The 20,303-nt window shown below is 73.6% G+C and carries 17 protein-coding genes; 11 read left to right on the forward strand and 6 right to left on the reverse strand.

The features are described from left to right. Positions 1 to 5: 5 nt before the first annotated feature. The 5 genes from ACSMHG_RS03755 to ACSMHG_RS03775 are packed head-to-tail and all read right to left on the reverse strand — an operon-like array spanning position 6 to position 5,241. Positions 6 to 1,388 (reverse strand): NAD(P)/FAD-dependent oxidoreductase, encoded by a 1,383-nt coding sequence (locus ACSMHG_RS03755; RefSeq protein WP_435742049.1) that lies wholly within the window; start codon positions 1,386 to 1,388, stop codon positions 6 to 8. After that, positions 1,385 to 2,443 (reverse strand): ABC transporter ATP-binding protein, encoded by a 1,059-nt coding sequence (locus ACSMHG_RS03760; RefSeq protein WP_435742050.1) that lies wholly within the window; start codon positions 2,441 to 2,443, stop codon positions 1,385 to 1,387. Before ACSMHG_RS03760 ends, ACSMHG_RS03755 begins: the two co-directional genes overlap by 4 nt. Further along, complete coding sequence (locus tag ACSMHG_RS03765; RefSeq protein WP_435742051.1) at positions 2,440 to 3,228, reverse strand: ABC transporter permease; 789 nt, start codon at positions 3,226 to 3,228, stop codon at positions 2,440 to 2,442. The genes ACSMHG_RS03760 and ACSMHG_RS03765 overlap by 4 nt, the downstream gene beginning before the upstream one ends. Continuing rightward, positions 3,221 to 4,126, reverse strand: coding sequence for an ABC transporter permease (locus tag ACSMHG_RS03770; protein WP_435742052.1), 906 nt, complete (start codon positions 4,124 to 4,126; stop codon positions 3,221 to 3,223). The genes ACSMHG_RS03765 and ACSMHG_RS03770 overlap by 8 nt, the downstream gene beginning before the upstream one ends. Next, entirely contained in the window at positions 4,126 to 5,241 is a 1,116-nt protein-coding gene (locus ACSMHG_RS03775; protein ID WP_435742053.1) for a polyamine ABC transporter substrate-binding protein, read from the reverse strand. Before ACSMHG_RS03775 ends, ACSMHG_RS03770 begins: the two co-directional genes overlap by 1 nt. A gap of 248 nt (positions 5,242 to 5,489) precedes the next feature. Here ACSMHG_RS03775 and ACSMHG_RS03780 point away from each other — a divergent pair, with 248 nt between their 5' ends. The 4 genes from ACSMHG_RS03780 to ACSMHG_RS03795 are packed head-to-tail and all read left to right on the forward strand — an operon-like array spanning position 5,490 to position 9,623. Next, complete coding sequence (locus ACSMHG_RS03780; RefSeq protein WP_435742054.1) at positions 5,490 to 6,137, forward strand: TetR/AcrR family transcriptional regulator; 648 nt, start codon at positions 5,490 to 5,492, stop codon at positions 6,135 to 6,137. Then, positions 6,134 to 7,444, forward strand: coding sequence for a glycosyltransferase (locus ACSMHG_RS03785; RefSeq protein WP_435742055.1), 1,311 nt, complete (start codon positions 6,134 to 6,136; stop codon positions 7,442 to 7,444). The genes ACSMHG_RS03780 and ACSMHG_RS03785 overlap by 4 nt, the downstream gene beginning before the upstream one ends. Continuing rightward, complete coding sequence (locus ACSMHG_RS03790) at positions 7,441 to 8,667, forward strand: hypothetical protein (RefSeq protein WP_435742057.1); 1,227 nt, start codon at positions 7,441 to 7,443, stop codon at positions 8,665 to 8,667. Before ACSMHG_RS03785 ends, ACSMHG_RS03790 begins: the two co-directional genes overlap by 4 nt. Beyond that, positions 8,664 to 9,623 carry an SIS domain-containing protein gene (locus ACSMHG_RS03795; RefSeq protein ID WP_435742058.1) on the forward strand — a complete coding sequence of 320 codons (960 nt, stop codon included), beginning with the start codon at positions 8,664 to 8,666 and terminating at the stop codon, positions 9,621 to 9,623. The genes ACSMHG_RS03790 and ACSMHG_RS03795 overlap by 4 nt, the downstream gene beginning before the upstream one ends. 37 nt (positions 9,624 to 9,660) lie before the next feature. Here the strand turns inward: ACSMHG_RS03795 and ACSMHG_RS03800 are convergent, their stop codons facing one another. Then, on the reverse strand, positions 9,661 to 11,256 hold the full coding sequence (locus ACSMHG_RS03800) for a PucR family transcriptional regulator (RefSeq protein WP_435742059.1): 1,596 nt from the start codon (positions 11,254 to 11,256) through the stop codon (positions 9,661 to 9,663). A gap of 135 nt (positions 11,257 to 11,391) precedes the next feature. On the opposite strand from ACSMHG_RS03800, the gene ACSMHG_RS03805 reads away from it, so the two are divergent. The 7 genes from ACSMHG_RS03805 to ACSMHG_RS03835 all read left to right on the forward strand — a co-directional run bounded on the left by ACSMHG_RS03805 (position 11,392) and on the right by ACSMHG_RS03835 (position 20,283). Then, positions 11,392 to 12,906 carry a CoA-acylating methylmalonate-semialdehyde dehydrogenase gene (locus ACSMHG_RS03805; protein ID WP_435742060.1) on the forward strand — a complete coding sequence of 505 codons (1,515 nt, stop codon included), beginning with the start codon at positions 11,392 to 11,394 and terminating at the stop codon, positions 12,904 to 12,906. Then, positions 12,899 to 14,284, forward strand: a complete 1,386-nt coding sequence (locus ACSMHG_RS03810) for an aspartate aminotransferase family protein (protein WP_435742061.1) — start codon at positions 12,899 to 12,901, stop codon at positions 14,282 to 14,284. Before ACSMHG_RS03805 ends, ACSMHG_RS03810 begins: the two co-directional genes overlap by 8 nt. Beyond that, entirely contained in the window at positions 14,277 to 15,665 is a 1,389-nt protein-coding gene (locus ACSMHG_RS03815) for an NAD(P)/FAD-dependent oxidoreductase (protein WP_435742062.1), read from the forward strand. Before ACSMHG_RS03810 ends, ACSMHG_RS03815 begins: the two co-directional genes overlap by 8 nt. A 2-nt stretch (positions 15,666 to 15,667) precedes the next feature. Then, positions 15,668 to 15,994 carry a cupin domain-containing protein gene (locus ACSMHG_RS03820; protein WP_435742063.1) on the forward strand — a complete coding sequence of 109 codons (327 nt, stop codon included), beginning with the start codon at positions 15,668 to 15,670 and terminating at the stop codon, positions 15,992 to 15,994. Positions 15,995 to 16,023: 29 nt separating this feature from the next. Then, on the forward strand, positions 16,024 to 17,148 hold the full coding sequence (gene ald, locus ACSMHG_RS03825) for an alanine dehydrogenase (protein WP_435742064.1): 1,125 nt from the start codon (positions 16,024 to 16,026) through the stop codon (positions 17,146 to 17,148). Continuing rightward, on the forward strand, positions 17,145 to 18,560 hold the full coding sequence (locus ACSMHG_RS03830) for an NAD(P)/FAD-dependent oxidoreductase (RefSeq protein WP_435742065.1): 1,416 nt from the start codon (positions 17,145 to 17,147) through the stop codon (positions 18,558 to 18,560). Before ald ends, ACSMHG_RS03830 begins: the two co-directional genes overlap by 4 nt. Before the next feature lie 76 nt (positions 18,561 to 18,636). Continuing rightward, positions 18,637 to 20,283 carry an amidohydrolase gene (locus tag ACSMHG_RS03835; protein ID WP_435742066.1) on the forward strand — a complete coding sequence of 549 codons (1,647 nt, stop codon included), beginning with the start codon at positions 18,637 to 18,639 and terminating at the stop codon, positions 20,281 to 20,283. Positions 20,284 to 20,303: the final 20 nt, after the last annotated feature.

Consider the following 20,303-nt stretch of genomic DNA (forward strand, 5'->3'; position numbering starts at 1 on the left):
TGTCCTCAACTGTTGAATCCGACGCCGAAGCGGTCCATGGTCCGCAGCAGTGCGCCTCGATGGCCGGTGCGGTCCTCGCGGGCGAGCGCGGCGCGGGCGGTCTGCACCGCGGCCCATCGGGCGGGCTCGGGCGGGAACGGCACGGGGCGCCGCTGCACGAGGCTCACGGCCGTCCGCTCGGTCTCCCGCCCGGCGAGCAGGTCGAGCGCCACCCGCGCGCCGAACCGCGAGGAGGCGACGCCGAGGCCGGTGTAGCCGACGGCGTACGCCACCCGTCCGCCACACGCCGTGCCGAAGACCGGGGTGAACCGTGACGTGGTGTCGATCATCCCGGCCCACCGGTGCGTCATCCGCACCTCGCGCAGCTGCGGGAAGGTCGCGTAGAACTGCTCGGCCAGCAGCCGGTGCGAGGCGTCGCGCTGCTCCCGCCCGGCGCCGGTGCCGTTGCCGAAGTAGTAGACCGCGTCGTAGCCGCCCCACACGATGCGGTCGTCCGCCGTGCGGCGGTAGTAGTGGAACTGGTTGCCCGCGTCGGTCAGGCCCTGGGCGTCGGCCCAGCCGATCGCGTCCAGCTGGGCGGCGGTGAGCGGCTCCGTGGCGAGCACGTGGTCCCACACCGGGAGCACCCACGCCCGGATCCGGCGCAGCACCGGCTTGAACGCGTTGGTGGCCAGCAAAACCTGCCGGGCCCGGACCACCCCATGGTCGCTGCGGAGCGCGACCCGGTCGCCGTCGCGCTGGAGCGAACGGACCGCCGATCCCTCGTGGAGCACGGCGCCACGCCGGACGGCGGCGTCACGCAGGCCGGTGGTGAGCGCCCAGGGGTCGACGAGGCCACCGGCCGTCGTCCGGACCCCCGCCAGGTATGTCGGGGAGTGGACGTCGGCGCGCACCTCCTCGGCCGAGAGGTACGTCGACTCCTCGCCGTGCTGCAGGTTGAGCTCGTGGGCCGCGCGCAGCGCCTCGGCCTCGTGGGGCCGGGTGGCGATCGCGGTCTTCCCGCAGAGCCGGAGGCCGGCCTCGATGCCCTCCTGCTGGAGGAACTCCTCGATCTCACGGACGTTGGCGCGGCCGAGCCGGAGCAGCTCGGGCAGCTCGCCGGGCCAGGTGGCGACCCCGTGCGCCAGCCCGTGCGTGAGCGACTCCGAGACGAACCCCCCGTTGCGGCCCGACGCGCCGGCGGCGACGTGCGTCGCCTCGAGGACGACGACGTCGCGGCCCGGCTGCTCCTCGAGGGCGTGGATCGCCGCCCACAGGCCGGTCAGCCCGGCGCCGACCACGACCAGGTCGGCGGTGCGGCCGCCGGCCAGGGGATCGGCGGCGGCACCGGTGTCCCGGCCCTCCCACCAGACCGGCCGCGGACGTGCGTCGGCGAGCAGGTCGGTCACGTGAGCTCCTCGCCGACCACGACGGCGTGCTCCCAGACCAGCCCGACGGACGTGCCGCGGACCGCCTCCGTCGACCCCGGCTCGGTCACCAGGAACGGTGCCTCGATGCCGGGCACGTCGACCGCGACGGTCGACGTCCCTCCCTGGAACTGGGTGTCGGTGACGGTGCCCTCCAGGATGCCGGCGCCACCGGCCACCAGCCGGACGTCCTCCGGCCGCACCACCAGGTGGGCCCGCCCCGTGACGGAGGTGCGCTGCGCTCCGCTCGGCAGCGGGCCGAACCCGTCCGCGGCGAAGGTGGCGCCGTCGTACGTGCCGGCCAGACGGTTGCTGGTGCCGATGAAGTCGGCGACGAAGAGGTTGGCGGGGTGGCGGTAGAGCTCCAGCGGCGAGGCGACCTGCTGCACCCGGCCCTCGGCGAGCACGGCGATCCGGTCGGCCATCGACATCGCTTCCTCCTGGTCGTGGGTGACCACGACGAAGGTGATGCCGACCTCGTGCTGGAGCCGCTTGAGCTCCAGCTGCATCTCGGCCCGCACCTTCCGGTCGAGCGCGGAGAGCGGCTCGTCGAGGAGCAGCAGGCGCGGCCGCTTGACGATGGCGCGCGCCAGCGCGACCCGTTGACGCTGCCCTCCGGAGAGCTGGGCGGGCCGTCGGTCGGCCATCCCGGAGAGGCCGACCGTGGCGAGGACGTCCGCGACCCGCTCGGCGATCTCCCTCTTGGGCAGCTTCTCGCGTTTGAGGCCGTAGGCGACGTTGGACGCCACCGACAGGTGGGGGAAGAGCGCGTAGGACTGGAACATCAGGTTGACCGGCCGTCGGTTCGGCGGCAGCGCCAGCAGGTCGTCCCCGCCGAGCAGCACCGCCCCGCCGTCGGGGTGCTCGAAGCCGGCGATCGCGCGCAGCAGCGTGGTCTTGCCGCACCCGGAGGGGCCGAGCAGCGCGAAGAACTCGTTCTCCGCGATCGTCAGCGACACCCCGTCCAGCGCGCGGACGTCACCGAAGGAGCGGTGGACGTCGCGGACCTCCAGCAGGGGGGTGGGCGGGGCGGTCATGGCTTCTCCGTTCTGCGCACGGCACGGGCGGCCACGACCACCACGGCGATGCTGACGACGACCAGGACGGTCGCGAGGGCGTTGATCTCGGGGGTGACGCCGGTGCGCACCATCGAGTAGACGGTGATCGGCAGGGTCTTGGTCGTCGCCCCGGCGGTGAAGAAGGCGATGACGAACTCGTCGAGCGACAGCGTGAAGACGAGCAGCGCGCCGGCGACGACCGCCGGCGCGATCGAGGGCAGGGTCACCTGCACGAAGGTCGTGACGGCGCCGGCGCCCAGGTCCCGGGAGGCCTCCTCCAGGGACGCGTCGGAGCCGGCCAGCCGGGAGCGCACGACGGCGACCACGAACGCGGTCCCGAACGCTGCGTGGGCCAACAGCACCGTGCCGGCGCTCTTCGAGACGCCGGCTGCGTAGAAGAACGCGAGCAGGCCGATCGCCAGCACGAGGTCGGGCAGGATCGCCGGCGCCATGGCCGCCGCCTCGAGGAGCTTGGACCGGGTGTGGCGGGCCAGACCCACGGCGAGGAGCGTCCCGAGCACGGTCGCGACCACGGTCGCTCCGGCCGCGATGCCCAGCGAGGTCACGACCGACTGGCGCAGGACGGCGTCGTCGAAGAGCTCGCCGTACCAGCGCAGGCTGAAGCCGTCCCAGCTGTACGCCGAGCCGCCGGCGTTGAACGACATGGCGACCAGCACCATGATCGGCAGGTAGAGGAAGAGGGCGGTCAGCAGCAGGGGCAGCCAGATCCACCCGCGTCCGCCGCCGCTGCGGCGGCTAGCCACGACGGCCACCCTCCACGAGTCGGGTGACCCAGGCCTGGCCGAGGAAGAGCAGGACCAGCAGGCCCACCACGATCATCGCGAGCACCGACCCGAAGGGCCAGTCCTGCGCCTTCAGGAACTGGTCGCGGATCAGGTTGCCGACCATCACGGTCTTCCCGCCGCCGAGCAGCTCGGGAACGACGAAGTTCCCGAGGCTCGGGACGAACACCAGGATCGAGCCGGTGATCACGCCGGGCAGCGTCAGCGGCAGCTGGACGCTGAGGAAGGTGCGAACCCGGCCCGCGCCGAGGTCGGTCGCCGCCTCCAGGAGGCCGGTGTCGACCTTCTCGATCGCGGCGTAGAGCGGCAGGATCATCAGCGGCAGGTAGGAGTAGACGAGACCGACCACCACGGCTCCTGGGGTGTAGAGGAGGGTGAACCGCTCGTCGGCGAGGCCCAGCCACACGAGCGCGTCGTTGACCACGCCCTGGCTGTTGAGCAGCACGATCCAGGCGTAGACGCGGATGAGGAAGTTGGTCCAGAAGGGGACCACGACCAGCACCAGCGCCACCGTGCGCCACCGCGGGGGCAGCTTGGTGATCGCGTACGCCGTGGGGTAGCCGACGAGCAGGGCGAGCAGGGTCGCCAGGCCGGCGATCGCGAGCGACTCGCGGAAGACCTCGAGGTAGACCGAGTCGGTGATCCGCGCGAAGTTGTCGAACGTGAGGGCCCACTCGACGCCGCCGAACCGGCCACGGCGCGCGAACATGTAGGCGGTGACCAGCAGCACCGGCACCGCCACGAGGACGGCGTAGAAGAGCAGTCCCGGCGCGAGGAGCACGGTGGGCTCGACACCCCGGCGCAGCCGGGCGCCGAGGCCACCTCCGTGCTGTGGTCGCCCGGGCGACCTGGTCGTCATCAGGAGGCCGTGACCTCGGTGATGATCCGGTTGTAGACCGCGGCCGCGTCGTCACCGACGTCGGTCATGTTCTCGCCCGAGAGCATCTCCTCACGGCGCTCGCCGAGCGTCGGGAACTGCTCGGTGAGCTCGGCCGGCACCTCGTCGAGCGCGGCCTCGTTCGGGATGTTGTAGAGGATGTTCTCCTCCACCCAGGCGTGGGTCTCGGCGTCCAGGATCGTGTCGATGAAGGCGTGCGCCGCCTCCTTGTTCTCCGAGGACTTCAGCACCGCGATGCCGTCGGTCCACAGGTCCGAGCCCTCCTCGGGGACGACGAACTCGATGTTCTCGTCCTCGGCCGTGCCGTAGTTGCACCAGCCGTCCCAGGCCTGGACCATCGTCGCCTCGCCGCTGATCAGGCGCTCGTAGAACGTCGTGTCGTCGTAGGCGAGCAGGTTCGGCTTCGCGGCCTCCATCAGCTCCTGCGCCTCGGCGAGCTCGTCCTCGTCGGTGGTGTTGACCGAGTAGCCGAGCGCCTTGAGCGCCGGGAGCATCGCCCACCGCTCGGTGCCCATCATCGTCACCTTGCCGCGGTTCTCCGCGGTCGGCTCGAGGAGGTCGTACCAGCTGGTCGGCGCCTCGTCCACGAGGTCCGAGCGGTAGCAGATGCCGGTCGTGCCCCAGGTGTACGGCGCCCAGTACGGCGTCCCGTCGACCTGCGCGGTGGCCGTCGCGTCGGACTCCAGGTTGTCCCAGTTCTCGAGGAAGTCGGTGTCCAGCGGGGCGAGCATCCCGGCCTTCGCGAGGGCCTCGAGGTAGGGCTGCGAGCCGAAGACCACGTCGAGGCCCTCCCCGCCGGAACCGGTCACCTTGGCGACCATGTCCTCGTTCGTGGCGTGGTAGGTCACCTCGACCGTCGCGCCGGTCTCCTCCTCGACGACCTCGCCGATGTCCTCGGGCATGTAGGCCTCCCAGTTGGAGACCACGATGCTCTGCTGGCCGAGGTCGGCGTCGGGGTCGAGCGCGGCCGGCTCGGCCGAGGACCCGTCCTCTCCGCCGCAGGCAGCGAGGGCGAGGACGAGGGCGGTCCCGAGAGCGGCCGTGGCAGTGGAGCGGCGGCGGATGGACGTGTGCATGGCTTCCTCCGGTCTCGGGCCGAGGGGGCCCGGGGCAAGGTGTCCGACCCTCACGGGGTCGCCTTGGCCGGCAAACCTTGCACGGGAGTTCAGGGATTGCAATGGCTGAAACACGGTTGTTTCATCCTGATCTGGACCATTTGCTGAAAGGGGGTTCAGATTTCGCTCGACCCCTGACAGAGTGCGGCTCCACGTCCCGGAGGACCGTCCCCGGTTCACCGGACACCCGCTCGACCCGGAGGAGAGCCATGGCCGTCGGCCGCAAGCAGCGACGCGAGAACCTGCTCGCGGCGGCCCGTCGAGCGGTCGCGGAGCACGGGGCCGACGTGCGGCTCAAGGAGGTCGCGGAGGTCGCCGGGCTGACCCCGGGCGCGATCCTGTACCACTTCCCCGACGTCCAGACGCTGCTCGTCGAGGCCAACCGCGCCGGCATGGAGCGCTTCTACGACGAGCGCCTCAAGGCGGTCAGCGGGCCGATGACGCCCGACCGCAAGCTGGTCGTCACCATCGCCTCCGGCCTCCCGCGCGACGCCGACGACGAGGAGGTCCGGCTCTTCTGCGAGCTCGGTGGCGCCGCAGGCCGGTTCCCCCGGTACGCCGCGATGCTGACCTCCCTGTACGACCGCCAGGTCGCGATGTACCAGGTGATCCTCGAGGACGGGGCCGCCTCGGGGATCTTCACGCTCGCCCAGCCCTCCCTCACCGTCGCGCGCAACATCGTCGCCCTGGAGGACGCCTACGGCTACCGCATGGTGGCGCGCCACGCGACCATCGACCAGGCCACGGCGACCGCTCTCATCCTCGACTACGCGCGTCTGGCGACCGGGCACCCGCTCGACCAGCCGGACCCGCCCGTCCCGACCGTCGACCTCACCGAAGCAGGAGCTCCCGCATGACCCAGCTGACCGTGTTGTTCCTTCCCGAGTCCGCCTACGGCCCGACCAACCAGTGCATCGGCCTCGGCGACCTGCTGCTCAAGCGCGGGCACCGGGTCGTCTTCGCCTCCGAGTCGTCCTGGGCGGGGAAGCTGGCCCCCCTCGGCTTCGAGGAGCGCCTCGTCGACCTCGCCGAGCCCGACCCGGACGCGGGTGAGGAGGACGCCGGGAAGTTCTGGACCGACTTCATCGCCGAGACGGCACCGGAGTTCCGCAAGAGCACCACCGAGCAGCTGTCGACGTTCGTGCTGCCGACCTACCAGGCGCTCATCGACGGGGCGAAGTACGCCGAGCCCGCGCTGCGCAAGATCCTCGCCGACGTCCGGCCGGACGTGGTGGTGGAGGACAACGTCGTGCTCTTCCCGGCGTTGACCACCAGCGGGGCGCCGTTCGTCCGCATCGTCTCCTGCAACCCGCTGGAGGTGCCGGGGCCCGGTGTCGCGCCCGGGTTGTCGGGGCTGGCGCAGGACCAGCCGGAGACCTGGCCGCCGTTCCGCGAGGAGCTCGACCGCACGCACCGTGAGCTGTGGGAGTCGTTCAACGCGTGGGTGGTCGAGCAGGGGGCCGCGCCGCTGCCGGAGCTGGAGTTCATGCCGCGGGAGAACGCCGCCAACCTCTACGTCTTTCCCGAGGAGGCCGACTACGTCGCGGAGCGCCCGCTGGACGGGTCCTGGACCCGGATGGACTCCAGTGTCCGGCTCACCGACGAGGAGTACGTCGTGCCGCCGGCCGTGGCGGACCGGCCGGCGGACAGCGCCCTGGTCTACCTCTCGCTCGGGTCGCTCGGCGGCGCGGACGTGGAGCTGATGCAGCGACTGGTGGACGTGCTCGCGACGACCCGGCACCGCTACATCGTCAGCAAGGGCCCGCAGGCCGACCGGATCACCCTGCCCGACAACATGGTCGGGGAGCAGACCCTGCCGCAGACCAAGGTGATCCCGCAGGTGGACCTCGTCATCACCCACGGCGGCAACAACACCACGACCGAGGCGCTGCACTTCGGCAAGCCGATGGTCCTGCTGCCGCTCTTCTGGGACCAGTACGACAACGCGCAGCGGATGGACGAGCTCGGCTTCGGCATCCGGCTGGCGACCTACGCCTTCGCCGACGAGGAGCTGACGGGGGCGATCGACCGGCTGCTGGCGGACACCGACCTGCGGGCAGCGCTCGCGGCGACGGGTGAGCGGATCCGGGCGAGGGACGGGCTGAGGGTCGGCGCCGACGTCATCGAGCGGGTGGGGCTCGAGCACGCCGCCTCGCGGGCGTGATCGTCCTCGACCGGCTGACCCTCGCGCCCGGGCTGGTGCTCCTCGTCGTCGACGGCGGCGACCACCCGCCTCGGCCGGTCCCCTGGGTGGTCGGGGAGGACCGGCGGGCGACCGCGGGTGACGGGGCCGCGCCCGCGCTGCTCGAGCTGCTCGCCTCCGGGAGCCGCACGATCGGCGCGTTCTCGGTCACCGCCTGGCACGTCGAGATGTGCCGCGGTGAGCGCTCCTTCGGCGTCGACCAGACCAACGAGTCGGTCGTCGTCGGAGAGCGGGCCGTGGTGAAGTGGCTGCGCTCTGCGGAGCCGGGCCCCCACCCCGCCCCGGCCGTGCTCGACGCCCTGCAGCGGCAGGGGTTCGACGGGGTGCCGCGACCGTGGGGGCTGCTCGAGTGGCGCGCCCCGGGTGACCGGGCGCCCCGTCTGCTCGCCACCGTGGACGGGCTGGTCCATGGAGCCCGCGACGGGTGGACGTGGGCGGTGGACGACCTCCGGGAGGCGGTGCGCGCGTCGACGGCGGCCGGGATCCGCGAGACCGGCCGCCGCCTCGGCGACCTGGTGGGCCGCTTCCACGCCGCGCTGGCGCAGGACGGGACGCGGCCGGCCGGCCCCGAGGACCTGGCCGCGTGGGAGTCCGGTGCCGAGCAGGACCTGGCGCACGCCCTCGCCGTGACGACGGGGGACGCCCACCGCCTCCTGCAGGGCCGGTCGGAACGCGTGCGGACCGGCACACGGGTGCCGGGGGACGCCCTCGGCTCGCCGCTGGTCCGGGTGCACGGCGACCTCCACGTCGGGCAGGTGCTGCGGGCCGGCTCCGACCCAGGGGCGGCCTACGTGCTGACCGACTTCGAGGGCAACCCGGTCGTCCCCCCGGCCGAGCGCGCACGGCCGCAGTCGCCGGCGCTCGACGTGGCCGGCCTGGCCCAGTCGGTGCAGCACGCCGCCCTGGTGCTGCGGCGCCACGAGCCAGAGCACCCGGTCGAGCGGGTCCGGCGGGCGGCGGAGGCTTGTGAGGACGCCCTCCTCACCACGTACGCCGCCACGGTCACCGCGGCCGGTCACCCCGACCTCTGGCAGCCGGCGCTCGTGCGCGGGTTCCGGCTGCGCCAGGTGTGCCGTGAGTTCAGCTACGCCGCGACCCACCTCGCCCGGTGGTCCTACGTCCCCGAGGCGGCCCTGCCCGCCCTGCTCCCCGACCCGCCGACCGGCACGGAGGCCCGCCCATGAGTCCCGACCTGTTCCTCGCCGACCTCCAGCGGAAGCCCGAGGCGCTGCGTGCCCTCGCCGCCCTCCTCCGTGCCGGCGACCCGTGGGCGGACCTGCCGCTGGTGCCGGAGCGGGTCGTGCTGATCGGCATGGGCTCCTCGACGTACGCCGCCGGGGTGGCCGCGGCCCGCCTGCGTGCACGCGGCGTCGTGGCCGTCGCCGAGCGGGCCAGCAGCGACCTGCTCCCGGCCTGGGGTGCGGGGACGCTCGTGGTGGCGATCTCGGCGTCCGGCGGCTCGGTCGAGACGCTCGACGCCCTGCGCCGGGTGCACCCGGAGGCGACGGTCGTGGCGCTCACCAACACCGTGGACTCGGAGCTGGCCGCCCGCTGCTCGGTGGTCGTCGACCTCGCGGCCGGTGTCGAGGAGGGTGGGGTCGCGTGCCGCAGCTTCCAGCACACGCTGGTCCTGCTGCTCGCTCTCGAGGCGCACCTCGCGGGTGCACCGCTCGCACCGCTGGTCGAGACGGTGCTCGCCACGGCGACCGCGTCGGAGCACCTGCTCGGGACCCGGGACGAGTGGTTGCCGGAGGTCTGTGACCTGCTCGACGGCCCGGCCGGTGCGCACGTCGTGGCGCCGGCCCGGCGACTGGCGTCGGCCCAGCAGGCGGCGCTGATGCTCCGCGAGGGCCCGCGCCGGGCCGCGGTCGGGTGCGAGGCCGGCGACTGGGCGCACGTCGACGTGTACCTGACCAAGAACACCGACTACCGGCTGCTCTCCTTCGCCGGGTCCTCCTGGGACGCCGGGATCCTGGAGTGGACCCTGCCCCGGAGCACCACCGTCGTCTCCGTCGGTGGTGCGCTCGAGGGCGCGGCGCACACGGTGCGCTACCCCGGTGACGACGACGACGACGTGCGGCTGCTCACCGAGGTGCTGGTCGCCGAGCTGGTGGCGGCCCGGCTCTGGCTCGCCGGCTGACGCGCCCAGGCGTGCCGGGTGCGAGGCAGGTGCGGGGTCAGCCCTGTCCCCGCCGGGCGCTCAGCAGGTCCTCCGCCAGCAGGGCCAGGTGCAGGGAGGTGCGCACCTCGGCGTCCTCGAGGTCGGCGCCGATGACCCGTTCCAGCCGTCGGATGCGGTCGTAGAGCGCCGGGCGCGAGATGTTGAGGTCGGCGGCCGCGGCGGCCTTGCTGCCCCAGCGCGTCAGCAGGACCCGGGCCGTCCGGAGCAGGTCGTCGCGAAGGCGCGCGTCGAGCTCGCGCAGCGGAGCCAGCTCGCGTTCCACGAAGCTGCCCAGCCGCTCGTCGTCCGACAGCAGCATCAGCAGCCCCCGGACGTGGAGGTCCTCGAGCCGGTGCACCCCGACAGGGGCTGGCGGCCGGTCCGGCACCGCGGCGAGGACGTGGCCGGCGTCGCGCAGCGTGCGGTCCGCGCCCGACAGCCGCCCCACGGGCGTGCCGGCCGCGGCGACGACCGCCACCCGGCTCCGGACCCCGTCGACCAGCCGGTCGACCGACGTGACCGGGTCGGTCGTCACAGGCAGCGACACCAGGGCGCGGACCTCGCCCTCGAAGGCCGCCACCAGCACCCGGGCCGGCAGGGCCTCTCCGGCGCGGAGGAACGCGGTGACGACGTCGTCGAGGTGGGAGGAGAGGTTCGCCGTCGGCACGTGATCGGTGGCGGGGCGCATCGCGATCCCCACGAGCGCGCCGCCCTCGGTCATGCCGGCGACCTCGACCCGCCGGAGGACCTCGGGGTCCGAGGAGTCGGCGAGGAGGGAGAGGAGCAGCTCGTGGTGGAGGCGGCGGGTCTGGCTGTCGCGGTTCCGGTCGTGGAGGCGGTGCATGGCGAGCGCGGCGGCGGCGCGCTCGATCACCGCCACCAGCCGGGGGGAGGGAGGCGCCGTGGCGCCGACGACGAGGCGGCCCCACCGGCGCTCGCGGCGTCCGATGACCGTGACCAGCCAGCCGTTGCTCTCGTCCCACGACGTGCGGTCCGCGGGCTGCACGCGCCGGGACCGGCGCTCCCAGTCGGCCAGGAAGGACTGCATGTCGGCCGGCCCGGCGCGGTAGTCGAGCACCCGGTGGTCGAAGCCCTCCAGCACCACGGGTGCGCCGGAGAGCTGCTGTGCCGCCTGGAGGATGTCCTCGGGGCCGGCCTCGGACGTCGAGAGCTCGGTGAACGTGTCGTGGACCCGGTGGGTCTCGCGGAGCTCCGCCAGCTGCTGGTCGACCAGCCGTTCCCCGACCGCCTGGGCCACCGCCGCGAACCGCACCTCGCGCCGGAGCGCGACCAGCGGCAGGCCGTGGCGCCCGCACTCCTCGACCAGCACGTCCGGGAGCTCCGTCCACCGGCGCCCCAGCTCGACCATCAGGCCGGCGGCGCCGCTGCCGGCGAGGCTGGCGGCGAACTCGGAGAGCTGCGTGGCGCCGTCGGGCAGCGCGATGCCGGTCGTCAGCACCAGGTCACCGCCCCGCAGGAGCGGACCGATGTCCGGCAGCTCGGTCGTGTGCACCCAGCGGACCTCGCGGTCGACGTGGTCCCGCGCCGACAGCACGTGCGGGTCGGCGCGCCGGACGACCGGCATGGCGAGCACGTCGGCGATGCGCAGCACCCGAGCCTCCCCTCACGCCGAGCCGCTGACGATCTGTCAAGCGGCATGCCGGGGATCCTACGCATCGTCGGGCCCGCGCAGGCGTCGGCGGAGGGACGATGAGGCGACCCACCACGCCCGACCGAACGAGGAGCCATGACGACGACGAAGATCCCGCACTGGGCGGACGGTGCCCCGTTCGAGGGGACGGGCGACCGCTGGGCGGACGTCACCAACCCCGCCTCCGGTGCCGTGACCGGCCAGGTGGCCCTCGCGTCGGTCACCGACGCCGAGCGCGTGGTGGCGTCGGCGAAGGCGGCCGCCGCGTCCTGGGCGGCCACCTCCCTGGCCCGGCGGACCCAGGTCGTCTTCGCCTTCCGCGAGCTGCTGAACGCCCGGCGCGACGAGCTGGCCGCGATCATCACGGCCGAGCACGGCAAGGTGCTCTCCGACGCCCTGGGCGAGATCGCCCGGGGCCAGGAGGTGGTGGAGTTCGCCTGCGGCATCTCCCACCTGCTCAAGGGCGGTCACAGCCCGTCGGTCTCGACCGGTGTCGACGTCCACTCGAGGCGGGAGCCGCTCGGCGTCGTCGGCATCATCTCGCCGTTCAACTTCCCGGCCATGGTCCCGATGTGGTTCTTCCCCGTCGCGATCGCCGCCGGCAACACCGTCGTCCTCAAGCCGAGCGAGAAGGACCCCTCGGCCGCCCTCTGGATCGCCGCGCTGTGGAAGGAGGCCGGCCTCCCGGACGGCGTCTTCAACGTCCTCCAGGGAGACAAGACGGCGGTCGACGTCCTGCTGGAGAGCCCCGACGTCGAGGCGATCAGCTTCGTCGGCTCCACGCCGATCGCGGAGTACGTCTACGAGACGGCCTCCCGGCACGGCAAGCGGGTGCAGGCCCTCGGCGGCGCCAAGAACCACATGGTGGTGCTGCCCGACGCCGACCTCGACCTGGCCGCCGACGCCGCGGTCAGCGCCGGCTACGGCAGTGCCGGCGAGCGGTGCATGGCGATCAGCGTCCTCGTGGCCGTCGGCGAGGTGGCCGACGAGCTCGTCGCGCGGGTGGCCGACCGCACCCGGACCCTCGTGGTCGGCGACGGCGGCGCCACCGACTCCGAGCCGGACATGGGCCCGCTCGTCACCCGGGAGCACCGGGACCGGGTGGCCGGGTTCGTCGAGGCGGGGGAGCGGCAGGGCGCCAAGGTCGTCGTGGACGGCCGCGAGGTGTCCGCCCGCGGGGGTGCCGACGGGTTCTACCTCGGCCCCACCCTGTTCGACCACGTGAGCCCCGACATGGACGTCTACCGCGAGGAGATCTTCGGCCCGGTGCTGTCGGTGGTCCGCGTGGCGACGTACGAGGAGGCGCTGGCCCTCGTCAACGGCAACGAGTACGGCAACGGCACGGCGATCTTCACCAACGACGGCGGAGCGGCGCGCCGCTTCGAGAGCGACGTCCAGGTCGGCATGGTCGGTGTCAACGTGCCCGTCCCCGTGCCGGTCGCCTACTACTCCTTCGGCGGCTGGAAGCGGTCGCTGTTCGGCGACACCCACGCGCACGGCGCCGAGGGGGTCCACTTCTTCACCCGTGGCAAGGTCGTCACCACCCGGTGGATCGACCCCGCCAACCGCCCCGAGGGCGGCCTCACGTTGGGATTCCCGCGCCATGACTGAGACCGGCACCCCCGCCACGACCGCAGGCGCACCCACCGAGCTGGCCGACCTGACGCCCCAGGAGACCTACGACCTCGACCGGCGCCACGTCTTCCACTCGTGGTCGGCCCAGGCCTCCCTCGACCCGATGGTCATCACGAAGGCGTCCGGCTCCACCATCTGGGACCAGGACGGCCACGCGCTCCTCGACTTCACCTCGCAGCTGGTCTTCACCAACCTCGGCCACCAGCACCCGCGCGTGGTGGCGGCGGTGCAGGAGCAGGCCGCTCACCTGTGCACCGTCGCGCCGCAGCACGCCAACGCCGCCCGCTCCGAGGCGGCGCGGCTGGTCGCGCGCCACACGCCCGGCGACCTCGACAAGGTCTTCTTCACCAACGGCGGGGCGGACGCCAACGAGCACGCCGTGCGGATGGCGCGGCTGCACACCGGCCGGCACAAGGTGCTCTCCACCTACCGCTCCTACCACGGCGGCACGAACCTCGCGATCAACCTCACCGGTGACCCGCGCCGGTGGCCCAACGACCACGCCGCCACCGGCACCGTCCACTTCTTCGGGCCGTTCCTCTACCGCAGCTCCTTCCACGCCACGAGCGAGGCCGAGGAGTGCGAGCGTGCGCTGGCGCACCTGGCCGAGCTGATCGCCTTCGAGGGGCCGCAGACGATCGCGGCGATCATCGTCGAGCCCGTCCCGGGCACGGCCGGGATCATGGTGCCGCCGGACGGCTACCTCAGCGGCGTCCGCGAGCTCTGCGACCGGCACGGCATCGTGATGATCGCCGACGAGGTCATGTGCGGCTTCGGCCGCACCGGACGGTGGTTCGCCGTCGAGCACGACGGGCCGACCGGCGTCGTCCCGGACCTGCTCACCTTCGCCAAGGGCGTCAACTCCGGCTACGTCCCGCTCGGCGGCGTCGCGATCAGCCCGGCCGTCGCCGCGACCTTCGACGACCGGCCCTACCCCGGCGGGCTCACCTACTCCGGCCACCCCCTGGCCTGCGCGGCCGCCGTCGCCACCGTCCACGCGATGGAGGACGACCGGGTCGTCGAGCACGCCGCCGCCCTCGGCGCGGAGGTCTTCGCCCCCGGCCTGGAGGGGCTGCGCGACCGGCACGAGTGGGTCGGCGACGTCCGGGGCGTCGGCGCGTTCTGGGCGGTCGAGCTGGTCGCCGACCGCGGGACCCGCGAGCCGCTGGCGCCGTACGGCGGCACCAGCCCGGAGATGGCCGCCGTGGTGGCCGGCTGCAAGCGGCGCGGCATGCTGCCGTTCGTGAACTTCAACCGCGTCCACCTGGTGCCGCCGCTCACCACCTCCGCCGCAGAGGTCCGCCGCGGCATCGAGATCCTCGACGAGGCGCTCGCCGAGGCCGCCGGTGCCTGACCGGACTGCGCGGGACGGCTGGCCGCTGGCCGCGCTCGACGGCTCGGTGCTGCGGCCGCTGTGGCTGGACACGCCCGACCGACCGGACCCGCGGCCCCCGCTGCACGGTGACACCCACGCCGACCTGCTGGTGGTCGGCGGTGGGTTCACCGGGCTGTGGACGGCGCTCCGGGCCGTCGAGCGCGACCCCGGGGCCCGTGTGGTGCTGGTCGAGGCCGACCGGGTCGCCGAGCACGCGACCGGCCGCAACGGCGGCTTCTGCGAGGCCAGCCTCACCCACGGCGAGCTCAACGGGCGCACCCGCTGGCCCGAGGAGTACGACGAGCTGCACCGCCTCGGCATGGCGAACCTCGACGAGATCGAGCAGACCGTCGGCCGGTACGACATCGACTGCGGGTTCGTCCGCGGTGGGGCGCTGGCCGTGGCCACCCGCCCGCACGAGGTCGAGGCGCTCGAGCCGGGGACCGACGGCTTCCTCGACGCGGCGGGCGTCCGCGCGATGGTCGACTCGCCGACGTACCTCGCCGGGCGGTTCCACGCCGACGAGAACGCCCTGGTCGACCCCGCCAGGCTCGCCTGGGGGCTGGCCGCGGCGGCGGAGCAGCAGGGCGTGCGGATCGCCGAGCGCACGCGGCTGGAGTCGCTGCGCCGTCGGCGCGGGCACGTCGAGGCCGTCACCAGCGCCGGCACCGTCCGTGCGGGTCGCGTGGTGCTGGCGACCAACGTCTTCCCCGGCCCGCTGCGCCGCACGCGCTGGTCGGTCGTGCCCGTCTACGACTACGTGCTCGCCACCGAGCCGCTCACCGACGCCCAGCTCACCGCGCTCCGGTGGGACCCGGCCGTCGGCGTCGCCGACTCCGGCAACCAGTTCCACTACTACCGGATCACGCCGGACCGCCGGATCCTCTGGGGCGGCTACGACGCGATCTACCACTACGGCCGCTCCATCGCGCCGGAGCACTACGACCGCCGGGCGACCTTCGAGACCCTGGCTCGCAACTTCGCCGCCACCTTCCCCCAGCTCGAGGGGATCCGGTTCACCCACCGCTGGTCGGGCGTGATCGACACCTCGACCCGCTTCTGCGCCTTCTTCGGCACCGCGCACGGCGGCCGCACGACGTACGCCGCCGGGTTCACCGGGCTCGGCGTGGGCGCCTCCCGGTTCGCGGCCGACACCATGCTCGACCTGCTCTCCGGGGAGGAGACCGAGCGCACCCGGCTGGAGATGGTGCGGCAGAAGCCGCTGCCGTTCCCTCCCGAGCCGCTCGCCTGGATGGGCGTCCAGCTGACCCGCCGGGCCCTGGCGCGCGAGGACCGCACCGGGCGTCGTGGAGCATGGCTGCGACTGCTCGACCGACTAGGACTGGGGTTCGACTCGTGACCATGACCATCGCTGCTGCCCGTCTGGTGTGCCAGGACGTCTTCTCGGAGCCGCTGGAGCCCGACGGCGGCTCGACGGCGCTGCGGACCGAGGCCCGGGAGCTCTCGGCCACCGGCGCGACCGAGGTCGGCCTCTGGGAGGCCGGCCCCGGGACGGACGTCGACACCGAGATCGACGAGCTGTTCCTCGTGCTGGCCGGGCGGGGGCGGGTCACCTTCGAGGACGGCAGCTCCCTCGAGCTGCGCCCGGGCGCGCTGGTGCGGCTCCACGAGGGCGACCGGACCACCTGGGAGATCACCGAACGGCTCCGCAAGCTCTACCTGGCCTGAGCACACCACCCACCCGGAAGGAAGCACAGATGCGCATCGGCGTACCCAAGGAAGTCAAGAACCACGAGTACCGGGTGGCGATCACGCCGGTCGGGGTGCACGAGCTGGTCTCGCACGGTCATGAGGTGGTGGTCGAGGCTGGTGCGGGGGTGGGTTCGGCGATCCCTGATGAGGAGTACGCCGGCGCGGGTGCGCGGATCGTGGGCTCGGCGGAGGAGGCGTGGGGCACCGCCGGTGGGGTGGACCTGGTGTTGAAGGTGAAGGAGCCGGTCGCGGAGGAGTACGGCCGGATGCGGGAGGGGTTGACGCTCTTCACGTACCTGCACCTGGCGGCGGACAAGCCGCTGACCCAGGAGCTCATCGAGCGCAAGGTCACCGCGATCGCCTACGAGACGGTGCAGCTGCCCTCGGGTGGTCTGCCGTTGCTGTACCCGATGTCGGAGGTCGCGGGGTGCCTGGCGCCGCAGGTGGGCGCGCACGCGCTGCTCAAGGCCCAGGGTGGCCGGGGTGTGCTGATGGGCGGTGTGGGCGGGGTGGCGAACGCCAAGGTCGTGGTCATCGGTGCCGGCGTGGCGGGTCAGAACGCGGCGAACATCGCGCTCGGGATGGGTGCGGACGTGACGTTGTTGGACACGGACCTGGACAAGCTGCGGATGTCGTTTTGGCGGTACGGCAACCGGGTGCACGGGTTGGCGTCGAGCAGGTTGGCGATCGAGCAGCAGGTGACGGAGGCGGACCTGGTGGTCGGTGCGGTGTTGATCCCGGGTGCGGCGGCGCCGAAGCTGGTGAGCAACGAGTTGGTGTCGCGGATGAAGCCGGGGTCGGTGTTGGTGGACATCGCGGTGGACCAGGGTGGGTGCTTCGAGGACACGCGGGCCACGACGCATGCGGATCCGACGTACCAGGTGCACGGGTCGACGTTCTACTGCGTGGCGAACATGCCGGGTGCGGTGCCGAGCACGTCGACGTATGCGTTGACGAACGCGACGTTGCCGTATGCGGTGGCGTTGGCGGAGAAGGGGTGGGAGCGGGCGTTGCGGGAGGACCGGTCGTTGGCGCTGGGGTTGAACACCCACGACGGCCGGCTCACCAACGCGCCGGTCGGGCAGGCCGTGGGCATCGACACCGTCTCCCTCGACGAGGTCCTGCCGTGACCGAGCGGGCCGGCGCACCGGTGGGCGGCGGGCCCGGCGCGACCACGAACGGGGACGTCTCGTTCTGGTGGCGCCAGCTCGGCGGCCTCCCGGCGCCCCGGCCCGCGCTCCCCGGCTCCGTCGACGCCGACGTCTGCATCGTCGGTGCCGGCTACACCGGCCTGTGGACGGCCTACTACCTCAAGCGGGCCCAGCCTGACCTCCGCGTCGTCGTGCTCGAGGCGCGCTTCGCCGGCTTCGGGGCCTCCGGCCGCAACGGCGGCTGGCTGGTCAACAGCGTCACCGGCGGACGCGAGCAGTACGTCGCCTCGCACGGCCGGGACGCGGCCGCGGCCCAGCAGGCGGCGCTGACCGGCGCGGTGCACGAGGTCGTCGAGGTGACCGACCGGGAAGGCATCGACGCGGACGTCCGGCTGGGCGGCGAGCTGGTCGTCGCACGCACCCCCGCGCAGCTGGAACGGCTGCGCGCGGCCGTCGCGGCCGACGCCGCCTGGGCGGGCACGGACGTCGCGCTGCTCGACGCCGAGCAGGCCGCCGCTCGGGTCCGCGTGGCCGGGGCGCTCGGCGCCTCCTGGCACCCGCACTGCGCCCGGGTCCACCCCGCGAAGCTGGTCGCCGGGCTCGCGGAGGTCGTCGAGCGGCTCGGGGTGGAGGTCTTCGAGGGCACGCCGGTCCGGGCGCTCGAGCCCCGGCGGGCGGTGACCGACCGCGGCGCCGTGCGCGCGGCGTACGTCATCCGGGCGACCGAGGGCTACACCGCCGGCCTCCGCGGCCAGCGCCGCGCGCTGCTGCCGATGAACTCCAGCATGGTGGTCACCGAGCCGCTCCCGGCGTCGGTCTGGGAGGAGATCGGCTGGACCGGCTGCGAGGCCCTCGGCGACATGGCGCACGCCTACGTCTACGCCCAGCGGACCGCCGACGGCCGGATCGCGCTCGGCGGCAGGGGAGTGCCGTACCGCTTCGGCTCCCGCACCGACGAGGACGGACGCACCCAGCCCGGGACCGTCGCCGCGCTGACGCAGATGCTCCACGCGCTCTTCCCCGCGGCGGCCGGCGCGGCCGTCGACCACGCGTGGTGCGGGGTGCTCGGCGTGCCGCGGGACTGGTCCGCGAGCGTCGGGCTCGACCGCAGCACCGGGCTGGGCTGGGCCGGGGGGTACGTCGGCACCGGCGTCACCGCGACCAACCTCGCCGGCCGGACCCTCGCCGACCTGGTCCTCGAGCGCGACTCCGACCGCACCCAGCTCCCGTGGGTCGGCCACCGGGCCCGCCGGTGGGAGCCCGAGCCGCTGCGCTGGCTCGGCGTGCACAGCCTGTACCGGGCCTACCGTGCCGCCGACCGCCGAGAGTCCGCCGGCCTCCGCACGACCTCCCGCCTGGCCCGGGTCGCCGACCGGGTCGCCGGTCGCTGACCGCCGCTGGCCACCGCTGGCCACCACTGGCCACCACGAGCAACCACGAGCATCCCCGACGGAAAAGGCACCCGACATGGACCGCACCGCCCCCGCCGACCTGGTCCTGCGCGACGCGCCGCTCTACCGGCAGGGCCGGTGGGACGGCGACTGCGTCGCGATCACCGACGGCCGGATCGCCGCCCTCGGCTCCTCGGCGGACGTCGCCGCCCTGGTCGGGCCGGACACCCGCGTCGAGAGCCTCGCCGACCACTGGCTGCTGCCCGCCTTCCACGACGCCCACGTCCACCCGATCCAGGCGGGCGTGGAGATGAACCAGTGCGACCTCACCGGCGAGACCACGATCGAGGGCTACCTCGAGCGGGTCCGCGCCTACGCCGAGGCGAACCCCGACCGGACCTGGGTCACCGGCGGTGGCTGGTCGATGGACTCCTTCCCCGGAGGCGTGCCCACGGCCGCGCTGCTGGACCGTGCTTGTCCGGACCGGCCGGTCTACCTGCCGAACCGCGACCACCACTCCGCCTGGGTCAACAGCCGGGCGCTCGAGCTGGCCGGCCTCACCGCCGACAGCCCCGACCCGGCGGACGGGCGCATCGAGCGGGACGCCGACGGCCACCCGACCGGGGCGCTCCACGAGGGTGCGATGGCCCTCGTCGGTGCCCTCACGCCCCCGGCCACCGACGAGGAGCTGATGGCGGGCCTGCTCACCGCCCAGCGGCACCTGCACTCACTCGGCATCGTCGGCTGGCAGGACGCCCTGGTCGGGCGCGGCCTCGGGATGCCCGACGGCCTCGACACCTACCTCGCGGCGCAGCGGGCCGGCCACCTCACCGCCAAGGTGGTGCTCGCGCAGTGGTGGGACCGCGAGCGCGGCCTCGAGCAGGTGCTGGAGCTGGTCGAGCGCCGGGAGCGCGCCGCCCGGGCGGGGCTGGACGCCTGGAGCGTGAAGATCATGCAGGACGGGGTGTGCGAGACCCACACCGCCGCGATGCTGCAGCCCTACCTCGACGGGCACGGCCGTGCGACCGACAACCACGGGCTCTCCTTCATCCCCGCCGACGACCTCGCGCGCTACGTCACCGCGCTCGACGCCGAGGGCTTCCAGGTGCACATCCACGCCCTGGGAGACCGGGCGGTGCGCGACAGCCTCGACGCGGTGCAGCGGGCCCGCGAGGTGAACGGGGACCTGGGCCACCGCCACCACCTGGCCCACGTCCAGGTCGTCGACCCCGCCGACGTGCCACGGTTCGCCGAGCTCGACGTCACCGCGAACGCCCAGCCGCTCTGGGCGTGCAGGGAGGAGGCGATGGACGTCCTGACGCTGCCGTTCGTCTCCGAGGTCGCCCGCGAGCAGCAGTACGTCTTCGGCTCCCTGCTGCGCAGCGGCGCGCGGCTGGCCTGTGGCAGTGACTGGCCGGTGTCCGACGCCGCGCCGCTGCTCGGCATGCACGTCGCCGTCAACCGCCGGGCGCCCGACCAGCCGGCCGACTCCCCGGCGCTCCTGCCCGACGAGGCGCTGAGCGTCGAGCAGGCGATCGCGGGCTACACCACCGGCGCCACGTGGGTGAACCGGCTCGAGGACCGCAGCGGACGGCTCGAGGTCGGGTACGCCGCAGACCTGGTCGCCGTGGACCGCGACGTCCTCGGCGCCGACCCGGCCGCCCTCGGCGACACCCGTGTCACCCGCACCTTCGCCGACGGCGTGGAGGTGCACCGCGCCTGATCCCGGCTGCGGGAGGCCGG

The organism is Nocardioides ureilyticus, assembly GCF_051280745.1.
Taxonomy (GTDB): Bacteria; Actinomycetota; Actinomycetes; order Propionibacteriales; family Nocardioidaceae; genus Nocardioides.

Excerpts from the sequence above, each read along its gene's own strand:
- ald (WP_435742064.1), top strand. The coding sequence starts at position 16,024 with ATGCGCATCGGCGTACCCAAGGAAGTCAAGAACCACGAGTACCGGGTG.
- ACSMHG_RS03780 (WP_435742054.1), top strand. The coding sequence starts at position 5,490 with ATGGCCGTCGGCCGCAAGCAGCGACGCGAGAACCTGCTCGCGGCGGCC.
- ACSMHG_RS03760 (WP_435742050.1), bottom strand. The coding sequence starts at position 2,443 with ATGACCGCCCCGCCCACCCCCCTGCTGGAGGTCCGCGACGTCCACCGC.
- ACSMHG_RS03810 (WP_435742061.1), top strand. The coding sequence starts at position 12,899 with ATGACTGAGACCGGCACCCCCGCCACGACCGCAGGCGCACCCACCGAG.
- ACSMHG_RS03770 (WP_435742052.1), bottom strand. The coding sequence starts at position 4,126 with ATGACGACCAGGTCGCCCGGGCGACCACAGCACGGAGGTGGCCTCGGC.
- ACSMHG_RS03785 (WP_435742055.1), top strand. The coding sequence starts at position 6,134 with ATGACCCAGCTGACCGTGTTGTTCCTTCCCGAGTCCGCCTACGGCCCG.
- ACSMHG_RS03775 (WP_435742053.1), bottom strand. The coding sequence starts at position 5,241 with ATGCACACGTCCATCCGCCGCCGCTCCACTGCCACGGCCGCTCTCGGG.
- ACSMHG_RS03835 (WP_435742066.1), top strand. The coding sequence starts at position 18,637 with ATGGACCGCACCGCCCCCGCCGACCTGGTCCTGCGCGACGCGCCGCTC.
- ACSMHG_RS03805 (WP_435742060.1), top strand. The coding sequence starts at position 11,392 with ATGACGACGACGAAGATCCCGCACTGGGCGGACGGTGCCCCGTTCGAG.
- ACSMHG_RS03820 (WP_435742063.1), top strand. The coding sequence starts at position 15,668 with ATGACCATCGCTGCTGCCCGTCTGGTGTGCCAGGACGTCTTCTCGGAG.
- ACSMHG_RS03795 (WP_435742058.1), top strand. The coding sequence starts at position 8,664 with ATGAGTCCCGACCTGTTCCTCGCCGACCTCCAGCGGAAGCCCGAGGCG.